Source organism: Halothiobacillus sp., from assembly GCF_027346185.1.
Taxonomy (GTDB): domain Bacteria; phylum Pseudomonadota; class Gammaproteobacteria; order Halothiobacillales; family Halothiobacillaceae; genus Halothiobacillus.
On sequence record NZ_DAIESY010000054.1, the window covers coordinates 27,634 to 47,191 of the forward strand.

Sequence of the window (19,558 nt, forward strand, 5' to 3'; positions counted from 1 at the left end):
CAGAACCAAGGGGAAATAGGACGGCATGCGTAAGCCAATCGTACTCGGTAACTGGAAGCTTAACGGCTCAACAGCCTCGTCTGAGGCACTTGTGGCTGGCATTCTTGCCGGGGTAACGGGATTGGACGCGATTGATGTAGGGGTTTGCCCCCCATTCGTTCTTATTCCGCAAACGGTGCGCCAAGCGGCGCATACGGATTTGAAAGTAGGTGCTCAGGATTGCTCTGAGTATGTCGAAGGAGCCTATACGGCCGAAGTTTCGGCTGACATGCTGCGTGATGTTGGCTGTCAGTATGTGCTGATCGGTCACTCCGAGCGTCGTGCCCTTTTTGGTGAGCGCGACGAGGTGATTGCCCGTAAAGTCGGGCGCGCCCTGGCAGCTGGCCTTATGCCGGTTCTGTGTGTGGGTGAGACTTTGGAAGAGCGCCAGGCCGGGCGCATGAACGAAGTCGTGTGTGCTCAGGTTCACGCGGTCATCGACGAGGTCGGTGTCGCAGCATTTGATCGGATCGTTATCGCGTATGAGCCTGTTTGGGCCATCGGGACCGGTTTGACTGCTTCGCCCGAGCAGGCGCAGGCAATGCACGCTACGATTCGTGGTCTGATTGCCGGGCTGAACGAACCGGTCGCGCGTACCCTGCGCATTCAGTACGGTGGGTCGGTCAAGCCGGATAACGCGGCCGAACTGTTCTCCCAGCCTGATATTGATGGCGGCTTGATTGGCGGCGCATCTCTGAAGGCAGAAGATTTTCTGATTATTTGTCGTGCTGCGGCCGACTCGCTTGGAACCGTGTGATGCAAACATTGATTTTGATTGGACATGTACTGATTGGTTTGACCTTGATTGGTTTGGTGCTGATTCAGCATGGAAAGGGCGCCGATGCCGGGGCCGCCTTCGGCTCGGGTTCGTCTGGCACCGTATTTGGTGCCCGCGGCGCAGCAACCTTTCTGCAAAAAATGACAGGCTGGCTTGTGGTTGCTTTTTTTGCGACCAGTTTGCTGCTCGCTTACGTCATTAATACTTCACATAGTCCTTCCAGCGTGGTAAATTCTGTGCCCGTTTCAAAGACGAACTCCAATAAGAATGATGGGATGGGCACTACGCCAAATCCACAGAATTCAATACCTGCACCTTCTGAGTCAGTGACCCCTGCACCAGCGAGTCAAGGTAAACCTTCAGATGTGCCATCCACATCGGCGGGCACTGAGCAGGTCGCGCCGGCGGTTAGTGAATCAACCAAGCCGGCTGATGTGCCAAATAAATGACCTGGTAAATGACCCGATAACTGACTTGGTTTGTATAGAATAGAAAGCCTGTTTCGCCAGTTTGATCCCTGGTGAAGATAGGCGCAGATTTCGCGGACGTGGTGGAATTGGTAGACACGCTATCTTGAGGGGGTAGTGGCGAAAGCTGTGTGGGTTCGAGTCCCACCGTCCGCACCAATTTTGTGTAAGTAAAATTATAATAAGACGTAGGCCAGTCCGCAGGAATTGCTTGTGTGCTGGGTTTTAGTTCGCGCGCGAAAAATCAAGCGGACGTTGGTTCGCGCTGACCGAGAGGGTGCCCCGTGCTAGAAGGTTATCTTCCCATCCTGATTTTCTTCGGCGTTGCCGTGTTGTTTTCTTTGGGGTTGTTGTTTGGCGGTAAGCTTCTCGCTCCATTCCGCCCGGATTCGGCCAAGAACGCTCCCTACGAATGTGGTTTTGCCGCTTTCGAAGACGCACGCATGAAATTCGATGTGCGTTACTATCTCGTCGCCATACTATTTATTATCTTCGACCTCGAAATTGCCTTTTTGTTCCCGTGGGCTGTGGCTCTGGACCAGATCGGGCATTTCGGGTTGATTGCCATGGCTATCTTCTTGGGTGTTCTGGTTGTCGGGTTTGTGTATGAGTGGAAAAAGGGGGCGCTGGAATGGGAATAGAAGGCGTTCTCGAAAAAGGCTTTGTCACCACTTCTGCCGACAAGCTGATTAACTGGGCGCGCACTGGCTCGCTCTGGCCCATGACGTTCGGTTTGGCCTGCTGTGCGGTCGAAATGATGCATGCGGGTGCTGCGCGTTACGATCTGGACCGGTTCGGGGTTGTTTTCCGCCCCAGCCCACGTCAGTCGGATGTCATGATCGTGGCGGGTACGCTGGTTAATAAAATGGCTCCAGCCCTGCGTAAAGTCTATGATCAGATGGCCGAGCCCCGTTGGGTTATCTCGATGGGTTCCTGTGCCAATGGCGGCGGTTACTATCACTATTCATATGCTGTTGTGCGTGGTTGCGACCGAATCGTGCCGGTCGATATTTATGTTCCGGGCTGTCCGCCAACGGCCGAGGCTTTGCTGTACGGGATTATTCAGCTTCAGAACAAGATTCGCCGTACCAATACAATCGCACGGAGCTGACTGTGTTAGTGCAAAACAATAGGCAAAGTAGATCATTATGACTGTGCAGCAAAGGCTTAATCCGGCCCTGAAACCAGCCCTGGAATCTGTGCTTGGCGATCTGTTGATCAATCTGACCGTTGCGTTGGATGAAATTACCATTGAGGTGGCGGCAGCGCACTGGCAAGAGGCGGCAAAGCGTTTGGCTACTGTGCCTGAAACCCATTTTGATCAATGCGTCGATCTTTGTGGAATCGACTATCTGGAATATGGGCGGCAAGAGTGGGCTGGTGAGGAAAGTGTGTCCTATGCGGGTTATAGTCGTGGCGTCGAACCGGCAAGTAATGCCCGCCTGAAGTTCGGGGATGAGATGCGGTCAGGAAATCAGGATCGCCCTCGCTTCGCCGTTGTGGCTCATTTGCTTTCATATAAGCACAACTGGCGTGTCCGTGTCCGGATTCCCTGTGCCGATGCTGAACTGCCTACGATTCCTTCGGTCGTGGCCGTTTGGCCTGTCGTCAACTGGTTCGAGCGTGAAGCCTTCGACCTCTTCGGTATTCTGTTCGATGACCATCCCGACATGCGCAGGATCCTCACGGATTACGGTTTCGTTGGTCATCCGATGCGCAAGGATTTCCCATTGATCGGCCACGTTGAAGTTCGGTTCGACCCGGAGAAGAATCGAGTAGTTTACGAGCCTGTTTCCATTGAGCCGCGCGTGCTGGTGCCTAAAGTACACCGCCACGATAGCAGATACGTCGAGCCCGAAGAGCCCGCGCGGGGAGGACGCTGATCATGCCGGAAATTGCCAATTACACGTTGAACTTTGGTCCACAGCATCCATCCGCCCACGGCGTATTGCGCCTGGTACTGGAGATGGATGGTGAGACCATCGTTCGTGCCGATCCGCATATCGGTTTGCTTCATCGTGGAACCGAAAAACTGGCCGAAAGCAAACCTTATAACCAGTCTATCGGTTATATGGATCGACTGGATTACGTTTCCATGATGTGCAACGAGCATGCCTATGTTCGTGCCATTGAGCAGTTGGTCAATCTAGAGATTCCCGAACGGGCGCAGTATATCCGCGTCATGTTCGATGAGATCACCCGCATTCTGAATCACCTGCTCTGGCTGGGGGCGCACGCACTGGATATCGGTGCGATGACGGTATTCCTGTATGCGTTCCGTGAACGTGAAGATTTGATGGATTGCTACGAAGCGGTCTCCGGTGCGCGCTTGCACGCCACTTATTATCGTCCGGGCGGCGTGGCGCGGGATTTGCCCAATTCGATGCCGCAGTATGAGAAATCACAGTGGCATAGCGAGCGCGATGTCCGGCGGATGAACGAGTCCCGGCAAGGTTCCCTGCTGGATTTCCTTGAAGACTTCACCCAGCGATTCCCTGGCTATGTGGACGAGTACGAGACTCTGCTCACCGATAATCGGATCTGGAAACAGCGCACGGTGGATATCGGCATTGTTCCGCCGGAGCGCGCGATTGCGCTCGGCTTTACCGGCCCGATGCTGCGTGGTTCCGGTGTCGAGTGGGATCTGCGCAAGAAGCAGCCCTATGCCGTCTACGACAAGCTGGATTTCGACATTCCTGTGGGTGTGACTGGTGATTGTTACGATCGGTACCTCGTTCGGGTCGAGGAAATGCGGCAATCCAACCGGATCATCAAGCAATGCATTGACTGGTTGCGCAAGAATCCAGGTCCGGTCATGGTGGATAACCGTAAGATCGCGCCGCCACGACGGGAAGAAGTCAAGGCGGACATGGAATCGCTGATTCACCATTTCAAATTGTTCACAGAGGGCTATTGCCTACCCGAAGGCGAGACCTATGCCGCTGTTGAGCATCCGAAGGGTGAGTTTGGGATTTACCTGGTTTCCGATGGGGCTAACAAGCCATATCGCTTGAAAATCCGCGCGCCGGGCTTTGCGCATCTCTCAGCCTTGGATGAGATGTCACGCGGGCATATGCTGGCCGATGTCGTGGCGATTATCGGTACGCAAGATATTGTTTTTGGTGAGGTGGACCGTTAATGAAAGACAGTAAGATTTATTTACTGAGCGATCACACACGCCATGAGATTGATCATTGGCTCAGTAAATATCCGCCCGAGCAGAAGCAATCAGCCGTGCTGGCCGCACTTCGCGAAACGCAGCATCAGAATGAAGGCTATCTGACGACGGACCTGATGGATGCGGTTGCCGAGTACCTCGAACTGCCACCCATTTCCGTGTATGAAGTGGCGACTTTCTATTCCATGCTGGAAACAAAACCCTGCGGCCGGCATCACGTATCCATCTGCACCAATATCTCATGCGCCTTGATGGGCTCAGACGAGATTGTGGCGCATTGTGAGAAGAAACTGGGCATCAAACTCGGAGAATCGACTCCTGATGGCCGAATCTACCTCAAAGTGGAGGAAGAATGCCTGGCTGCCTGCGACGGCGGCCCGATGATGCAGGTCGATCATGTCTATTACGAACGGCTGACACCCGAGAAGGTGAACGCCATTCTCGATAAACTGGAGTGACGCGATGACGGAACAAGTCTGTTTTGCGACGATGCAGTTTGATGAGCCCTGGACCCTCGAGAGCTATCTCAAGATTGGCGGGTATTCGGCCTGGCGGAAAATCCTGACCGAAAATACCGATCCAGCCCTGATTATCGAAGAGTTGAAAACCTCAAACCTGCGTGGTCGAGGCGGGGCGGGTTTCCCGACCGGTCTTAAATGGTCCTTCATGCCGCGCAATGCGCCGGGGCAGAAATACATCGTATGCAATTCGGACGAATCCGAGCCAGGTACCGCTAAGGATCGGCAGATTCTGCTCAACAATCCCCATGCTCTGGTAGAGGGGATGGCGATCGCGGGTTACACCATTGGCGCAACGGTGGGTTACAACTACATGCGCGGCGAGTTCACTGATCTCGTGTTCCGTCGTTTTGAAACCGCAGTCAAGGAAGCCTACGAGTTGGGCTTGCTGGGCAAGAACTTGCAAGGCTCCGGCATTGATTTTGATCTGTACGGTTCGTTGGGCGCCGGCGCCTACATCTGTGGCGAAGAGACTGCCTTGCTCGAATCTCTGGAAGGCAAGAAAGGCCAACCTCGATTCAAGCCACCGTTCCCGGCCAACTTTGGTTTGTACGGGCGCCCGACCACGGTGAACAACACCGAAACACTGTCGTCGGTTCCCGCCATTATGCGCAACGGCGGCAAATGGTTTGCGGATCTGGGCGTGCCGAACAGCGGGGGTTTGAAGCTCTTTTCCGTTTCCGGACATGTAAACAAGCCGGGAGTGTTCGAGGTTCCGATGGGTCTTCCATTCGGTGAACTGCTGGCAATGGCCGGTGGCGTACGCGAAGGACGCAAGCTCAAGGCGGTGATCCCGGGCGGTACCTCCACTCCCGTGGTGCCGGGGTCTGTGATGATGCAGACCACCATGGATTATGACGCCATCGCCAAATCAGGCACGTTTCTCGGTTCGGGCGGCCTGATCGTGATCGACGACTCGGCGTGCATGGTCGAAGCCTTGCGCCGTATCTCGCGTTTTTACTATTCGGAGTCCTGCGGTCAATGCACACCCTGCCGCGAGGGCACCGGTTGGCTTTACCGGATGCTCACCCGCATTGTTGAAGGCAAGGGGGGTATGGCCGATTTGAACCGATTGGATGACGTGGCCAGCAAGATCGAGGGACGAACCATTTGTGCGCTGGGTGATGCGGCGGCGGTACCGGTGCGGAGTTTCCTCAAGCACTTCCGTCACGAATTTGAATATTACATCGAGCATGGCCACAGCATGATTGCTGATGGTTTGGCGACGGTCTAACAGATACAGGGTTAAGTCTTTGAGTATTCACGACGATTTGATCACCATTGAAGTTGATGGCCATCGCCTGCAAGGGCGCAAGGGTGACATGCTGATCGAAGTAACTGATCAGGCAGGCATCAACATTCCTCGCTTTTGCTATCACCGCAAACTCTCAATCGCGGCCAACTGCCGGATGTGTCTGGTGGAAGTGGCGCGCGCGCCCAAGCCGCTACCTGCCTGCTCAACACCCATTTCCGAAGGCATGCGCGTGCAGACGCGCAGCCCCAAAGCACTGGCCGCCCAGCGCGCGACCATGGAATTTTTGCTGATCAACCACCCGCTCGATTGCCCGATTTGCGATCAAGGCGGTGAGTGTGAGTTGCAGGATATGGCCATGGGCTATGGCGAAGGGGTCGGGCAATATTCCGAAACCAAGCGTGTGGTCAAGGACAAGGACATCGGACCACTGATCGCCACCGACATGACGCGCTGCATTCATTGCACTCGTTGCGTACGTTTTGGTGAAGAAATCGCCGGACTGAAAGAATTGGGTGTGGTTGGTCGTTCCGAGCACATGGAAATCGGTACCTACATCGCCAAAAGTGTGACGTCAGAGTTGTCCGGTAACGTGATTGACCTGTGCCCAGTGGGCGCCCTCACGGCCAAGCCCTCTCGTTATACTGCCCGCCCTTGGGAGTTGGTCCAGCAACCGCACATCTCAACCCATGATGCCTTCGGCTCGAATCTGTATCTGCATACCCGTGATGGACAGGTCATGCGTACGGTGCCGCGCGATAACGATCTGATCAACGAAACCTGGTTATCGGATCGTGATCGTTATGCCTACACCGGTTTGTTCACCGAAGATCGTCTCGCACAGCCGATGATCAAGAGAGATGGGCAATGGCATGAAACGGATTGGGATAGCGCACTTGCTCTAGTGGCTGAAAAAATTCAGGGCATCGTGCAGCAGCAGGGTGCTCAAGCCTTGGGTGGACTGATCTCTCCCAACGCGAGCCTGGAAGAACTGTACCTGTTCCAGAAAATCATTCGTGGCATGGGCTCGAATAACGTCGATCATCGCCTTCGCCAGACTGATTTCTCGGCCGATGCGGGCGATCCGGTCATGCCGTGGTTCGGCATGGACATCGCCCAGATCAGCCAGCTCACATCGGTGCTGGTGATTGGTGGTTCGATCCGTGAGGACATCCCACTGTTCGGTCATCGTCTGCGCATGGCGGTGTTGACCAAGCGAGCCCGGATTCATGTGGTTCACCCGGTTAAGGAGTCTCTGACCTTCTGTGCTGCGCAATGGGGCTGTGCACCAGACGGCGGTTTGTTGGATGTCCTGATTGCCTTGAGCCGAACGGCAGGTGTGACTTTGCCTGAAGGATTGGTTGAGTCCGCGCCGGTCGATACGGAACTGTGCACTCAAATTCTTGCTGATCTCGAACAGGGTGCGAATGCCGCGATCTTCCTGGGGCATCTGGCGCAGAACGATCCACAGTACGGCGCGATTCGCTATCTGGCCGGTCGTCTGTCCAAGGCGCTTGATGTCTCTCTGGGTATCCTGCCGCAAGGCGGTAATCAGCCGGGGGCTTGGTTGGCCGGTGCTGTGCCGCATCGTCTGGCGGGTGGTCAGGCTGCGGTCGGGTCAGGAGTAAATGCCCGCGCGCTACTGCACGCACCCAAACCGGCAATGTTGCTGTGTGGTGTCGATCCGGATCTCGATACTCATGCGGGTGCCGAAGCTGTGGACCGTTTTCGTGCGGCCGAATGCGTGGTCAGTCTGGTTTCTCATCTCACCCCCAGCCAACTTGAGTTTGCCGATATTTTGCTGCCGATTGGTACGGCTGTTGAATCTGCGGGCACGTGGGTCAATGGCGAGGGTCGTTGGCAGCCGCAACGCGGCATCGTCCGCTCTTGGGCCCAGTCCCGTCCAGGTTGGAAGGTCCTACGCGTTCTCGGTAATCTACTGGATCTTAGTGGCTTTGATTTCATGGACGCCGCCGAGGTGCGTGCGGAAGTTCAATCCCAGTGCGCCGAGGTTAGCCTGAGCAATGAAAGTGAAGTGCTCGGCGCGGTTCGACCGGTGGCGGCTTCATCGGCAGAAGGGTGGGTGCGCATTGCGCCGGTAGCCATGTATGCCGTAGATGGTGTGATCCGCCGTGCCGCGCCTTTGCAGGTCACTGATCTGGCGAAAAAACAACGACATTGCCTCGTCAATCCTGCAGATGCTGCTGATCAAAATTGGGATGAGGGCGGTGTCGTGACCATCACCCAGTCCGGCTGTTCAACCGAGATGACGGTTAAATTCGATGATTCCGTGCCGCAGGGCGCATTGCTGATTTATGTCAGCGAAGTGAGTGCCGCGCTTCCAGCCATTGGCGGTCTGGTTGAAGTGTCACGGGAGGTAGTGGCGTGTTGAATCAATTGTTGCATCCGGTCATCGGCTGGATGTCACCGGCCTGGCAATATCTGGTGGTCAATACCCTCTGGGTGCTGGTCGTTCTGCTGCCGTTGGTCATTGCCGTGGCTTATCTGACATATTTCGAAAGGAAGGTCATCGGTTACATGCAAGTACGAATCGGCCCGAACCGTGTCGGTCCACTGGGGTTGTTTCAGCCGTTTGCCGACGTGTTCAAACTGCTGTTCAAGGAAATCATCACACCTAACGTCGCCAATAAATTCATTTTCTATCTGGCGCCGGTCTTGATTCTGGTGGCGTCATTTGTCGCATGGGCGGTTATTCCGTTCGACAAGGGCTGGGTTCTGGCCAATATCAATGCCGGTCTGCTCTATGTGCTGGCCATCGGTGCGGCCGGTGTCTATGGCGTGATCCTGGCCGGATGGGCTTCCAACTCGAAGTACGCGTTGCTGGGCGGAATGCGTTCCGCCGCGCACAAGGTTGCGTATGAGCTCGCGATGGGCTTCGCGCTGGTGGGTGTGCTCATGGCGGCCCGGAGTCTGAATCTGACCGAGATCGTTGAGCATCAATCCGGCAATATCCTGACATGGTACTGGTTGCCACTGCTGCCGATGTTTGTGGTGTATTTCATCTCTGGCGTAGCCGAAACCAACCGCGCACCCTTTGATATCACGGAAGGCGAATCGGAACTCGTCGCCGGTTTCCATGTGGAGTACTCAGGCATTACCTTCGCCCTGTTCATGTTGGCCGAATACGCCAGCATGATCCTGATTTCGGCATTGACTGCGTTGTTGTTCCTCGGCGGCTGGCTTTCCCCCTTCCAGGGAACCGCGCTGGAATCGATTTTCGATTTTATTCCCGGGATTTTCTGGTTCTTTATCAAAATTGCGATCCTGCTGTTCCTGTTCCTGTGGTTCCGGGCCACGTTCCCTCGATACCGTTATGACCAGATCATGCGACTGGGGTGGAAAGTGTTTATCCCTGTGACCGTCGTCTGGATTTTCGTTGAGGGTGTGTTGGTGTATTTCAAGGTTGGGCCATGGTTTTCTTGAGCTTGGGTTTTCCTGATCGCGGGTCGCCCGAGTTTGAGTTGGCCCGAGAAAACACCCAGAGGTAATGGGCGATGAACGCATTCAAACAATTTGTTAAAACCTGGTTTTTGTGGGAGCTGTTCCTGGGGCTGTCGGTGACCGGCAAGTACTTCTTCGGCCGCAAGTTCACTGTGCAGTATCCGGAAGAAAAAACACCGATGTCGCCGCGCTTTCGCGGGCTTCATGCCCTGCGCCGCTATGCCAACGGCGAAGAACGCTGCATTGCCTGCAAGCTATGTGAGGCGGTCTGCCCGGCGCTGGCGATCACCATCGAGTCTGAACAACGCGAGGACGGTACCCGACGTACCACACGCTATGACATTGACTTATTCAAATGTATTTACTGTGGCTTCTGCGAGGAGGCTTGCCCCGTTGATTCGATTGTTGAAACCCGTGTGTTTGAATATCACTTTGAAGAACGCGGCGAGCAGATCATGACCAAAGAAAAACTGCTGGAGATTGGTGATCGACTGGAATCCCAGATTGCCGCCGATCGATTGGCCGATGCCCCGTACCGTTGAGACGCGCAATGACTTGTCTCAAACAGTCGGCATTAGAGCCGGTATTAATCAGGAAGGTTTGAATGACTCTATATCAGTTTCTTTTTTATGTGTTTGCCTCGTCGGCCGTGATTTCGGCCATCCGGGTGGTCACGGTTAAAAACCCTGTCCATGCGGCTCTGTTTCTGGTGCTGACCTTCTTCACCACGGCGTTGACCTGGATTCTGATGGAAGCGGAATTTCTCGGCATCGTGCTGTTGCTCGTCTACGTCGGCGCGGTGATGGTGTTGTTCCTGTTCGTGGTGATGATGCTGGATATCAATCTGGCACCGTTGCGGGAGGGGTTTGTGCGTAACTTGCCGGTGGGCGTTTTTGTTGCGCTGGTGATGGTGGTCGAGTTGGGCTTGATCGTCGGTTCCCATGCCTTTGGTCTGGCGAATTATCCCGCGCCGACTCCGGCGGCAGCCGGCACCTCCAACACCCTGGCACTGGGCTCAGTGCTGTACACCGAATATGTCTATCCCTTTGAAATCGCCGCGTTCATTCTGCTGGTTTCGATTGTATCGGCCATCGCCTTGGCGCATCGCAAGCGTGAGGGCGCTCTGTACCAGAACATCGATGCGCAGGTGAAAGTCAATCGAGGTGATCGGATTCGTGTGGTGAAGATGGCTTCCTCGACACCTGTCGGGTCCGAAGCTGACGACGACACGTCAAACTCAGCGGGAGAAAAGCGCCGTGATTAGTCTGTCCCAGTTTCTGGTATTCGGAGCAATACTGTTTTCCATCAGTGTGGCTGGCATCTTTCTGAACCGGAAAAATATCCTCGTCCTGCTGATGGCGATTGAATTGATGCTGCTGGCCGTGAATGTCAATTTTATTGCCTTCTCTCACTTCCTGGGCGATATCAACGGTCAAGTGTTCGTGTTTTTCGTGTTGACTGTGGCGGCAGCCGAGGCGGCGATCGGCCTGGCGATCCTGGTGACGCTGTTCCGCAATCGCCGGACCATCAATGTGGAAGACTTAACGGCGATGAAGGGATAAGCCATGGAAAAAATTTATCTCATCATCGCCCTGTCGCCCTTGGTCGGGGCACTGGTCGCCGGCCTGTTCGGCAAGCAGATCGGCCGCGCCGGTGCTCACTGGGTGACCAATATCGGCGTGGGCATTTCCTTTGTGCTCTCCGCATACAGTTTCTACATGCATGTCTGGGGCGGGTTACCCACCTTCGATGCTACCGTGTACACCTGGGCGGCGACGGACGCGTTCCATTTTGATATAGGCTTTATGGTCGACCGCCTCACGGTTCTGATGATGGTCGTCGTCACCGGCGTCAGTCTGATGGTGCACATCTATACCATCGGCTACATGGCGGATGATCCGGGTTACCAGCGTTTCTTCAGTTATATCTCCCTGTTCACCTTCTCCATGCTCATGCTGGTGATGGCGAACAATCTGCTGCAACTGTTCTTCGGCTGGGAAGCAGTGGGGCTGGTTTCCTATTTGCTGATCGGTTTCTGGTACAAAAAGGAAACTGCGATTTTTGCCAATCTCAAGGCGTTCATCGTCAACCGCGTGGGTGATTTTGGTTTCCTCTTGGGTATTGCCGCCATCCTGATGTATGCAAACACGCTCGATTACGCCACTTTCTTCGAGCGTCTACCGGCATTGGCCAGCGTGAAAGTCGAGTACTGGCCCGGTGTGGAATGGTCGCTGCCGACTGTGATTGCCATTTTGCTGTTTATCGGCGCGATGGGTAAATCGGCTCAGGTGCCACTACATGTGTGGCTGCCCGATTCGATGGAAGGCCCGACGCCCATTTCTGCGCTGATCCATGCCGCGACCATGGTTACGGCCGGTATTTTCATGGTGGCGCGTTTCTCGCCGCTGTTCGAACTGTCCGATGCGGCACTGTCGTTCATTATGGTGATCGGTGCGATTACGGCCTTGTTCATGGGGCTGCTTGGTATCGTGCAGAATGACATCAAGCGCGTCATTGCCTATTCGACCCTGTCGCAACTCGGTTACATGACCGTGGCGCTGGGCGCCTCGGCCTACTCCGCAGCAATCTTTCATCTAATGACCCATGCGTTCTTCAAGGCCTTGCTGTTCCTGGCTGCCGGTTCGGTAATCATTGCCATGCACCATGAACAGGACATCCGCAAGATGGGTGGCCTGTGGAAGTATATGCCCGTCACCTTCGTGACCTTCCTGATCGGTTCGCTGGCCTTGATCGGTTTCCCCGGTACATCGGGCTTCTTCTCCAAAGACAGCATTATCATGGCGGTTCATGCCTCTCAATTGCCTGGTGCCACGTTCGCCTATTGGGCGGTGTTGCTGGGCGTATTTGTTACAGCGTTCTATACCTTCCGGTTGTTTTTCCTCGTGTTCTTCGGTAAGGAACGGATGGATGCGCACACCCGCTCACATTTGCATGAATCACCCAAGGTGGTCACCGTGCCGCTGATTCTTTTGTCCATTCCTGCTTTGCTGGTTGGGTTCTTTGCCATCGATCCGCTGTTGTTCTCTGACTTCTTCGAGCAGGCGATCGTGGTGATGCCGGGGCATGATGCGATGACGCATCTGCGCGAGCATTACCATGGCGCACTGGCCATGATCGAGCACAGCCTGAGCAGCTCTGTGTTCTGGCTGGCCATTGCCGGCGTGGCACTCTCAGCGGTCATGTATCTGCTCATGCCCGGCACACTGCCCGCGCTGTTTGCCAAGGTGTTTGCCTGGCCAAAGCGGATTCTGGAAGGTGCCTACGGCTTTGACGATTTCAATAACGCCGTGTTCGGTGGTGGTTCACGGTTGCTGGGGCGCGGGCTTTGGCGAATTGGCGACGTCCGGCTCATCGATGGCCTGATGGTCAATGGTACGGCGGGCGTGATCGGTGCTACGGCCATGCAGTGGCGCAAGCTCCAGACCGGTTATCTTTATCACTATGCGTTTGTAATGATTTTGGGCTTGATCGGTTTAATGACCTGGATCGTTTTTTTACGTTGACCTCTTTCTAAATGGATACTGGTTTAATGCTTCCTTCTTCTTGGCCGATGCTCAGCCTGATTGTTTGGCTCCCGATTATCGCGGGTATCTTTGTGATGTGGTTTGGTGCCGGGCGCGCCAGCTTCGCACGCTGGTTCGCTCTGGTCAGCTCGGTGGTCGTGTTCCTGCTCAGCCTTGCCTTGTTGCCTGCCTTTGACACGCACACCTATGCCATGCAATTTGTCGAGCGTGTCGCGTGGATTCCGCAATTCGGTATCCATTACCACCTCGGTGTGGATGGGATTTCCCTGCCCTTGCTGATTCTGACCACATTCACGACCGTGATCGTGATCGTGTCCGCTTGGGAAGTGATTCAGGAGAAAGCACACCAATATCTGGCGGCCTTCCTGATCATGGAAGGCATGATGAACGGCTCTTTTGCAGCGCTCGACGCCATCGTGTTCTATTTCTTCTTCGAAGGGATGCTGATTCCGATGTTCGTCATCATCGGGATATGGGGTGGTCCGCGGCGCGTGTATGCGACGATCAAGTTCTTCCTCTATACCTTCCTCGGTTCGGTATTCATGCTGATCGCCCTGATCTATATGTACTTCAAGGGCGGTAGCTTCTCGATTCTGCACATGCAGCAAATGCCGCTGACCCTGACCGAGCAGGTGCTGATTTTCCTTGCATTCTTCATTGCCTTCGCCGTCAAAATTCCGATGTGGCCGGTCCATACCTGGTTGCCCGATGCGCATGTTGAGGCGCCGACCGGTGGTTCCGTGATTCTGGCGGCCATCATGCTGAAGATTGGTGGTTACGGCTTTCTGCGGTTCTCCCTGCCAGTTACACCGGATGCGTCTGCCTTGTTGGATGGCATGATTATCGCCTTCTCGCTGATCGCAATTGTCTACATCGGTCTGGTTGCTCTGGTGCAGAGCGACATGAAGAAGCTGGTCGCTTACTCGTCCATTTCGCATATGGGATTCGTGACACTGGGCATGTTCGTGATCTTCATGATTGCGGCCAACCCGTTGAATATTGGTGGTAGTGGTATCCGATTGGCGCTTGAAGGCGCGATGGTGCAGATGATTTCCCACGGCCTCATTTCAGCCGCCATGTTCCTCTCGATCGGCGTACTTTATGACCGTCTGCACTCCCGGGAAATTTCTACTTACGGCGGGGTGGTCAATACCATGCCGTGGTTCGCCGCGATGGTCGTGGTGTTCGCCATGGCGAACGTCGGTCTGCCCGGCACATCCGGCTTCGTCGGTGAGTTCATGGTTATCCTCGCCTCGTTCAAGGCCAATTTCTGGATTGCCCTGCTGGCCGCGCTCACGCTTATCATCGGCGCCTCATACACGCTGTGGATGGTCAAGCGTGTGATTTTCGGCGACGTTCAGAACGAGGGCGTGGCCAAACTCAAGGACGTCAACAAGCGGGAAGCCTGGATGCTGGGCAGTCTTGTCGTCCTGATCATTCTGGTCGGTATCTGGCCAAATCCGCTGCTCGATTTGATGCACGCCACGATTGAACATCTCGCGCAACAAGCGCTGACCTCAAAACTGTGAACCTCGACATGCCGAATTTGACCTCTTTGAATCTGATGCCGGTACTCCCAGAAATTATCCTCGCGGGAATGGCGTGCCTGATTTTGCTGATTGATCCGTTCATGCCCAGACATGGACGAAATGTGAGCTATGCGCTTTCATTGCTCACCCTCGTGGCTCTGTTCATCGTTACCCTCATGCAGATGTCGCCCACGGTGCGCATGAGCTTTGGCGGCATGGTGGTCAATGACCCCATGTCAGACATCATGAAACTGGCCTCTTATATCGCTCTTGCCGCCGTGTTGATCATGTCACGCGGGTACCTGCGAGATCGAGGGATGGATAAGGGCGAGTACTACATGCTCGCATTGTTCGGCTTGCTGGGCATGATGATCCTGATCTCTGCGAATCATCTGCTCCTGATTTACCTTGGCCTGGAGTTGATGTCGCTGTCCATGTATGCCTTGACGGCGTTCAAGCGTGATGATGGTCGCGCTTCCGAGGCGGCGATGAAGTATTTCGTTCTCGGTGCGCTCGCCTCGGGGCTGCTGCTTTACGGTATGTCTCTGTTGTACGGCGTGACTGGGGGTCAGCTCATGTTGACCGATATCAACACCGCTTTGAGTCATGATTCCGGTTCGCTGGCATTGAAGGCCGCCGTGGTGCTGATCGTAGTCGGCTCCATCTTCAAGCTCGGCGTCGCTCCGTTTCACATGTGGCTGCCGGATGTGTATGAAGGTGCGCCTACCGCCGTAACGCTGTACCTGGCGACGGCACCCAAGGTGGCCGCTCTGGCGATGGTCATTCGTCTGCTGGTGGATGGTATGGGGAGTGCCTTTGCGGACTGGCAGCCGGTGCTGATCGTAGCTGTAGTGCTCTCACTGGCGATTGGTAACATCGTCGCCATTGCTCAAACCAGCTTCAAGCGGATGTTGACCTATTCCACCATCAGTCACGTCGGCTTTGTGATGTTGGGTATTCTCGCCGGTACGGATGTGGGCTACTCGGCCGCACTGTTTTACACCTTGGCCTACATTGTGATGACCACGGGTGGTTTCGGCATGATCCTCCTGCTGGCCAAGCAGGGTTATGAAGCGGAGAGTCTGGATGACTTGCGCGGTTTGAACGACCGAAGCCCGGCAATGGCGTTCGTGTTTCTGCTGTTGATGTTCTCCATGGCGGGAATTCCGTTCACGCTGGGCTTCTGGGCGAAACTTGCAGTGCTTCAGGCTGTCGTAGGTATTGGCCTGTGGTGGTTGGCGGTTTATGCGGTCATCATGTCGGTTATCGGTGCGTTCTATTACCTGCGCGCGGTCAAGTTTGCCTACTTCGACTCACCGACCGATCCATCACCTGTCAATCCGGACTGGAATGTTCGGGGTGTGCTCGCTTTGAGCGGTCTGCTGGTGCTTGTACTGGGCATCTTCCCCGGCGTACTGGTCGGCTTTGCATCCCGCGCGTTCGGTGGTTTTTAAAATTCGATAGATGGGCTTTGCCCTGCCGTTTTGATGAATGGCAGTATTGGTAATTAGATTGGCCCTGGAGTGTTTTGATGGTTAACGAGACCTTGGTTCAAGGATATATAGTCGCCCTGCTGGTGCTGGCTAACCTGCCCTTTATCAATCAGCGCCTGTTCGTGCTGATTCCGGTCGTCAAGGCAGGTGAACGAAAGCCATTCTGGTTTCGGCTCGTGGAATGGTTTGTTCTGTATGCCATCGGGATCGGGATCGGGCTGTACCTTGAAGACCAGATTGGCGGTATTCAGCACAAGCCGTGGGAATTCTGGGTGGTAACCCTCTTCATGTTCGCCACACTGGCCGCACCAGGGTTTATCTGGCAGTACCAGCTCAAAAAGCAACTGTTATCTGCTCGATAGCAGAGCATACCCCCGCGCTCAGGAGTTATTACAGGCCCACCTCGCGTGGGCCTGTCAGTATGCTGACAAACTCGTCCATGAGTTTTTGCTATTCATGTCCGAGGCTTAGTTTGCGCACGGCCTTCAGGTATTGCCCGCGACGGAGTAACAGCGCCCAGCGCGTGCCGCCGACCTGGCGCCACAATACGGTTGCCCGCACACCTGCAAGCAGCAGGCTGCGGATATGACTGGCGATTCGCGGTTCTTCTAGGAATCGTTTTTCACCATTGATGACAATCCGAACGGGCAGTGAGCTGATTGTTTCCCGATATAACAGGTTAAGATCGGTCATCAGCGCATCATCCACACCATGTTCCAGAAAAGCAGGTTTGAGCTCTTCAAGCCGTTGGTGCAGCTTGCGCATCATGTCTGCGTCATTCATGAAAGCTTTGGTCACGCCGATCAGATTGACGGCATAACGGATGATTTCAGTATCCGATGGCTGTCGCTCGCCACCGGAAAGAAGCTTCAAAAAAGTTTCCAGGCCGAGGTTGAGATCGTGGATATTGCCACCGAACGTGTCCAGCGTATCCTTGGGGTTGAAATTAAACAGCGAACATATGTTGGCCGCAGCCAGATGCTCATGCTCGATGCGGCCTTCATAGGCAAGTTCGCGCACGAGTCGGCAGCACTGTAAGACACCGGCAATGGCGATGGTCTGGTCTTCAATCGTACTCATTAGTATTCAGCTCGGAAGAATGGGTGGTTTGTGGTTCAGGTTACGGCTTCTTCAATCACGGCGCCACCAAGACAGACATCGCCCTGATAGAAGACGATCGATTGTCCCGGCGTGATGGCCCGTTGGGGCTGATCGAAGGTGACATGCAGCAAATCTTCGGACAGGGCTGTGACTGTGCAGGATTGATCGGGTTGACGGTATCGAATCTTGGCGGTCAATCGCAGAGGGTAGGGGCCAACGTGCGTCATTGGGTCATTGATCCAGTGAATCTGTCCGGCACGCAACGCGGGGGCAAACAGCGCCGGGTGATCTTTCCCCTGCGCCACAATAAGTGTGTTGTCATGTAGGTTTTTCGCTGCCACATACCAGGGTTGATCGCCCTGATCCCGCAGCCCGCCAATACCCAGACCCTGCCGTTGACCAATGGTGTGATACATCAAGCCCTGATGCTGGCCGACTACCTGACCATCCACGGTAATGATGTCGCCCGGTTGCGCCGGCAGGTAGGTTTTAAGGAACTCGCTGAATCGGCGCTCACCGATGAAGCAGATGCCCGTGGAGTCCTTTTTGGTTGCCGTCTTGAAGCCCGCTTGTCCGGCAATCCGCCGTACCTCGGGCTTTTCCATTTCACCGATGGGGAAAAGTGCCGAGGCAAGCTGTTCCCTGCTGAGTGCATGCAGGAAGTAGCTCTGATCCTTGTTGGCATCCAGTCCTTTCAGTAGACGTGTCTGGCCCGAGCCGTCGGGTAAGGCGTGCTCGACGCGTGCATAGTGTCCCGTCGCGATGTAATCCGCACCCAGCGTTCGGGCGTGGTCCAGAAACGCGCGAAACTTGATTTCGCGGTTGCAGAGAATATCGGGGTTGGGTGTTCGACCGGCGCGATATTCATCGAGGAAGTGGGCGAACACGCGATCCCAGTAATCTTGGGCAAAATTTACAAAATGAAACTCGATCCCGAGTCGATCGGCAACAGACAGGGCATCAAGCATGTCGGCCTTGGCCGCGCAGTACTCGTCGTTATCATCCCCTTCCCAGTTCTTCATGAACAGGCCTTCAACCTGGTAACCCGCTTCCAGCAGACGCAGGGCGGCGACCGAGGAATCCACCCCACCGGACAAGCCGACGATGACGCGTGTTTCCTCTGGTTTTTTATGGGGCGGCATACGTTCGGTCGAGGTCATTTTTCGAGCCCGGTGAAAGAATGGAGTACGTTAAGATCAAAGCGGTTGCCTTGTAGGAAATCATCGATGCAGCGCGTTACGAAGGGTGAGCGAAGGTCTGCCCGACGGGCTGAAATTTCATCGGCGCTGAGCCATTGCGTCGAGATGATACCCGCATCCAAGGTCAGGGATGGATCGGGCGCGGAATCGACGCTGCCGATGATCGCTACCCGCATGATTCGAGGGCCGCAAGCGGGATTGCTGTGATAAATCCCAAGCAAGGCTTCGGGGTGGAAATGATGCCGGGTTTCCTCCAGTACTTCCCGTTTGGCGGCTTCGATAAGGCTTTCGCCCGGTTCGACGTGTCCGGCGGGTTGATTGAGCTTGATCTCCCCCTCAATTAATTCTTCGACCAGCAGGAAGCGCTGTTCACGAAAAATGATGCCGGCAACGGTAATGGCGGACAGGGGGCGGTGCGTGATGGGATTCATGGCGAAATTATACGCACTCTTGCAGCAGGTTGGGCGCTCGAGTCAACGATTCGAAAAGGAAACAGCTCAACCGGGTCCATGGCATGCACTACCATCACATGATCGATTTCGAAAATGAGCAGTTCGCCCGCTTGCGTTTCGGCGCCGTCAAAGCAGACATAGTCCAGCCACATTCGATCCGTGATCATGCCGAGCGCCTGCCCATGTCGGTTGATGAATGCGTCAAAGTGCATCATGAACTGTGCTTCTTTATGCCGTTTTTCTGCATCCTCATACATGCCCGCGTTGACGTAATGGATCATCCAGTGTGCGGAAACAGCCATGTGAACAGCAAAGGGTTTTCCGCCGACCAGTGCGATTCTAAACTTGCGGAACAGGCCATCGGCTTCGCTGTAGTCGATGAAGGGCGCGATGAAGAACTCTGTTGAGGGTATATGATCCAGATAACGCTGTATGGCCGCGCTATCAGCCAGCCGCTCAAGATCATGCCCGGCGTGGGAGTCGGATGGGCGCACGATGAGCGGGAAGTCCAGGTCGGCGGCAATGTGTGTTAGCGGCTGCAACGT

General features: G+C 55.0%; 21 protein-coding genes and 1 tRNA gene. 18 read left to right on the forward strand and 4 right to left on the reverse strand.

What is annotated here, in order from left to right:
* Positions 1-25: 25 nt before the first annotated feature.
* From tpiA to M7R55_RS04355, 18 genes are all read left to right on the forward strand, one after another.
* Positions 26-796 (forward strand): triose-phosphate isomerase, encoded by a 771-nt coding sequence (gene tpiA / locus M7R55_RS04270; protein WP_298218813.1) that lies wholly within the window; start codon positions 26-28, stop codon positions 794-796.
* Positions 796-1,266 (forward strand): preprotein translocase subunit SecG, encoded by a 471-nt coding sequence (gene secG / locus M7R55_RS04275; protein WP_298218815.1) that lies wholly within the window; start codon positions 796-798, stop codon positions 1,264-1,266. Before tpiA ends, secG begins: the two co-directional genes overlap by 1 nt.
* Positions 1,267-1,358: 92 nt before the next feature.
* Positions 1,359-1,443 (forward strand) — tRNA-Leu (locus tag M7R55_RS04280).
* Between the two features lie 125 nt (positions 1,444-1,568).
* Positions 1,569-1,925: an NADH-quinone oxidoreductase subunit A gene (locus M7R55_RS04285; RefSeq protein ID WP_298218817.1), complete on the forward strand. Its 357-nt coding sequence runs from the start codon at positions 1,569-1,571 to the stop codon at positions 1,923-1,925.
* Complete coding sequence (locus tag M7R55_RS04290) at positions 1,916-2,395, forward strand: NADH-quinone oxidoreductase subunit B family protein (RefSeq protein ID WP_012824817.1); 480 nt, start codon at positions 1,916-1,918, stop codon at positions 2,393-2,395. The genes M7R55_RS04285 and M7R55_RS04290 overlap by 10 nt, the downstream gene beginning before the upstream one ends.
* Positions 2,396-2,432: 37 nt before the next feature.
* Entirely contained in the window at positions 2,433-3,167 is a 735-nt protein-coding gene (locus M7R55_RS04295; protein ID WP_298218823.1) for an NADH-quinone oxidoreductase subunit C, read from the forward strand.
* A gap of 2 nt (positions 3,168-3,169) precedes the next feature.
* The gene (locus tag M7R55_RS04300) at positions 3,170-4,423 is read left to right on the forward strand and encodes an NADH-quinone oxidoreductase subunit D (RefSeq protein ID WP_298218825.1); all 1,254 of its coding nucleotides are present in this window, start codon (positions 3,170-3,172) and stop codon (positions 4,421-4,423) included.
* Positions 4,423-4,920 carry an NAD(P)H-dependent oxidoreductase subunit E gene (locus tag M7R55_RS04305; RefSeq protein ID WP_298218827.1) on the forward strand — a complete coding sequence of 166 codons (498 nt, stop codon included), beginning with the start codon at positions 4,423-4,425 and terminating at the stop codon, positions 4,918-4,920. The genes M7R55_RS04300 and M7R55_RS04305 overlap by 1 nt, the downstream gene beginning before the upstream one ends.
* Before the next feature lie 4 nt (positions 4,921-4,924).
* Positions 4,925-6,214, forward strand: a complete 1,290-nt coding sequence (gene nuoF, locus M7R55_RS04310; protein WP_298218829.1) for an NADH-quinone oxidoreductase subunit NuoF — start codon at positions 4,925-4,927, stop codon at positions 6,212-6,214.
* Positions 6,215-6,239: 25 nt separating this feature from the next.
* Entirely contained in the window at positions 6,240-8,624 is a 2,385-nt protein-coding gene (gene nuoG, locus M7R55_RS04315; RefSeq protein ID WP_298218872.1) for an NADH-quinone oxidoreductase subunit NuoG, read from the forward strand.
* A 29-nt stretch (positions 8,625-8,653) separates the two neighbouring features.
* The gene (nuoH, locus tag M7R55_RS04320; protein ID WP_298218874.1) at positions 8,654-9,676 is read left to right on the forward strand and encodes an NADH-quinone oxidoreductase subunit NuoH; all 1,023 of its coding nucleotides are present in this window, start codon (positions 8,654-8,656) and stop codon (positions 9,674-9,676) included.
* A 71-nt stretch (positions 9,677-9,747) separates the two neighbouring features.
* Complete coding sequence (gene nuoI, locus M7R55_RS04325; RefSeq protein ID WP_298218831.1) at positions 9,748-10,236, forward strand: NADH-quinone oxidoreductase subunit NuoI; 489 nt, start codon at positions 9,748-9,750, stop codon at positions 10,234-10,236.
* 62 nt (positions 10,237-10,298) lie between these two features.
* The gene (locus M7R55_RS04330) at positions 10,299-10,958 is read left to right on the forward strand and encodes an NADH-quinone oxidoreductase subunit J (RefSeq protein ID WP_298218833.1); all 660 of its coding nucleotides are present in this window, start codon (positions 10,299-10,301) and stop codon (positions 10,956-10,958) included.
* Complete coding sequence (gene nuoK, locus M7R55_RS04335; RefSeq protein ID WP_298218834.1) at positions 10,951-11,256, forward strand: NADH-quinone oxidoreductase subunit NuoK; 306 nt, start codon at positions 10,951-10,953, stop codon at positions 11,254-11,256. The genes M7R55_RS04330 and nuoK overlap by 8 nt, the downstream gene beginning before the upstream one ends.
* A gap of 3 nt (positions 11,257-11,259) precedes the next feature.
* The gene (gene nuoL / locus M7R55_RS04340) at positions 11,260-13,218 is read left to right on the forward strand and encodes an NADH-quinone oxidoreductase subunit L (protein ID WP_298218836.1); all 1,959 of its coding nucleotides are present in this window, start codon (positions 11,260-11,262) and stop codon (positions 13,216-13,218) included.
* Positions 13,219-13,244: 26 nt separating this feature from the next.
* Positions 13,245-14,768, forward strand: coding sequence for an NADH-quinone oxidoreductase subunit M (locus M7R55_RS04345; RefSeq protein ID WP_298218838.1), 1,524 nt, complete (start codon positions 13,245-13,247; stop codon positions 14,766-14,768).
* A gap of 8 nt (positions 14,769-14,776) precedes the next feature.
* The gene (gene nuoN, locus M7R55_RS04350; protein ID WP_298218840.1) at positions 14,777-16,222 is read left to right on the forward strand and encodes an NADH-quinone oxidoreductase subunit NuoN; all 1,446 of its coding nucleotides are present in this window, start codon (positions 14,777-14,779) and stop codon (positions 16,220-16,222) included.
* 77 nt (positions 16,223-16,299) lie between these two features.
* Entirely contained in the window at positions 16,300-16,623 is a 324-nt protein-coding gene (locus M7R55_RS04355) for a DUF2818 family protein (protein WP_298218841.1), read from the forward strand.
* A gap of 88 nt (positions 16,624-16,711) precedes the next feature.
* Here the strand turns inward: M7R55_RS04355 and hflD are convergent, their stop codons facing one another.
* From hflD to M7R55_RS04375, 4 genes are read right to left on the reverse strand one after another with little or no spacing between them, the layout of a single operon-like run.
* Positions 16,712-17,341: a high frequency lysogenization protein HflD gene (gene hflD, locus M7R55_RS04360; protein WP_298218843.1), complete on the reverse strand. Its 630-nt coding sequence runs from the start codon at positions 17,339-17,341 to the stop codon at positions 16,712-16,714.
* A gap of 35 nt (positions 17,342-17,376) precedes the next feature.
* Entirely contained in the window at positions 17,377-18,522 is a 1,146-nt protein-coding gene (mnmA, locus tag M7R55_RS04365) for a tRNA 2-thiouridine(34) synthase MnmA (protein WP_298218845.1), read from the reverse strand.
* Entirely contained in the window at positions 18,519-18,992 is a 474-nt protein-coding gene (locus tag M7R55_RS04370) for an NUDIX hydrolase (protein ID WP_298218847.1), read from the reverse strand. Before M7R55_RS04370 ends, mnmA begins: the two co-directional genes overlap by 4 nt.
* Complete coding sequence (locus M7R55_RS04375) at positions 18,989-19,555, reverse strand: hypothetical protein (RefSeq protein WP_298218850.1); 567 nt, start codon at positions 19,553-19,555, stop codon at positions 18,989-18,991. The genes M7R55_RS04370 and M7R55_RS04375 overlap by 4 nt, the downstream gene beginning before the upstream one ends.
* Positions 19,556-19,558 lie beyond the last annotated feature (3 nt).

Coding starts and splice junctions, on each gene's coding strand:
- M7R55_RS04290 (WP_012824817.1), top strand. CDS start 1,916: ATGGGAATAGAAGGCGTTCTCGAAAAAGGCTTTGTCACCACTTCTGCC.
- nuoL (WP_298218836.1), top strand. CDS start 11,260: ATGGAAAAAATTTATCTCATCATCGCCCTGTCGCCCTTGGTCGGGGCA.
- M7R55_RS04330 (WP_298218833.1), top strand. CDS start 10,299: ATGACTCTATATCAGTTTCTTTTTTATGTGTTTGCCTCGTCGGCCGTG.
- M7R55_RS04305 (WP_298218827.1), top strand. CDS start 4,423: ATGAAAGACAGTAAGATTTATTTACTGAGCGATCACACACGCCATGAG.
- nuoN (WP_298218840.1), top strand. CDS start 14,777: ATGCCGAATTTGACCTCTTTGAATCTGATGCCGGTACTCCCAGAAATT.
- mnmA (WP_298218845.1), bottom strand. CDS start 18,522: ATGACCTCGACCGAACGTATGCCGCCCCATAAAAAACCAGAGGAAACA.
- secG (WP_298218815.1), top strand. CDS start 796: ATGCAAACATTGATTTTGATTGGACATGTACTGATTGGTTTGACCTTG.
- M7R55_RS04295 (WP_298218823.1), top strand. CDS start 2,433: ATGACTGTGCAGCAAAGGCTTAATCCGGCCCTGAAACCAGCCCTGGAA.
- M7R55_RS04300 (WP_298218825.1), top strand. CDS start 3,170: ATGCCGGAAATTGCCAATTACACGTTGAACTTTGGTCCACAGCATCCA.
- M7R55_RS04370 (WP_298218847.1), bottom strand. CDS start 18,992: ATGAATCCCATCACGCACCGCCCCCTGTCCGCCATTACCGTTGCCGGC.
- nuoI (WP_298218831.1), top strand. CDS start 9,748: ATGAACGCATTCAAACAATTTGTTAAAACCTGGTTTTTGTGGGAGCTG.
- hflD (WP_298218843.1), bottom strand. CDS start 17,341: ATGAGTACGATTGAAGACCAGACCATCGCCATTGCCGGTGTCTTACAG.
- M7R55_RS04355 (WP_298218841.1), top strand. CDS start 16,300: ATGGTTAACGAGACCTTGGTTCAAGGATATATAGTCGCCCTGCTGGTG.
- nuoH (WP_298218874.1), top strand. CDS start 8,654: ATGTCACCGGCCTGGCAATATCTGGTGGTCAATACCCTCTGGGTGCTG.
- tpiA (WP_298218813.1), top strand. CDS start 26: ATGCGTAAGCCAATCGTACTCGGTAACTGGAAGCTTAACGGCTCAACA.
- M7R55_RS04345 (WP_298218838.1), top strand. CDS start 13,245: ATGCTTCCTTCTTCTTGGCCGATGCTCAGCCTGATTGTTTGGCTCCCG.
- nuoF (WP_298218829.1), top strand. CDS start 4,925: ATGACGGAACAAGTCTGTTTTGCGACGATGCAGTTTGATGAGCCCTGG.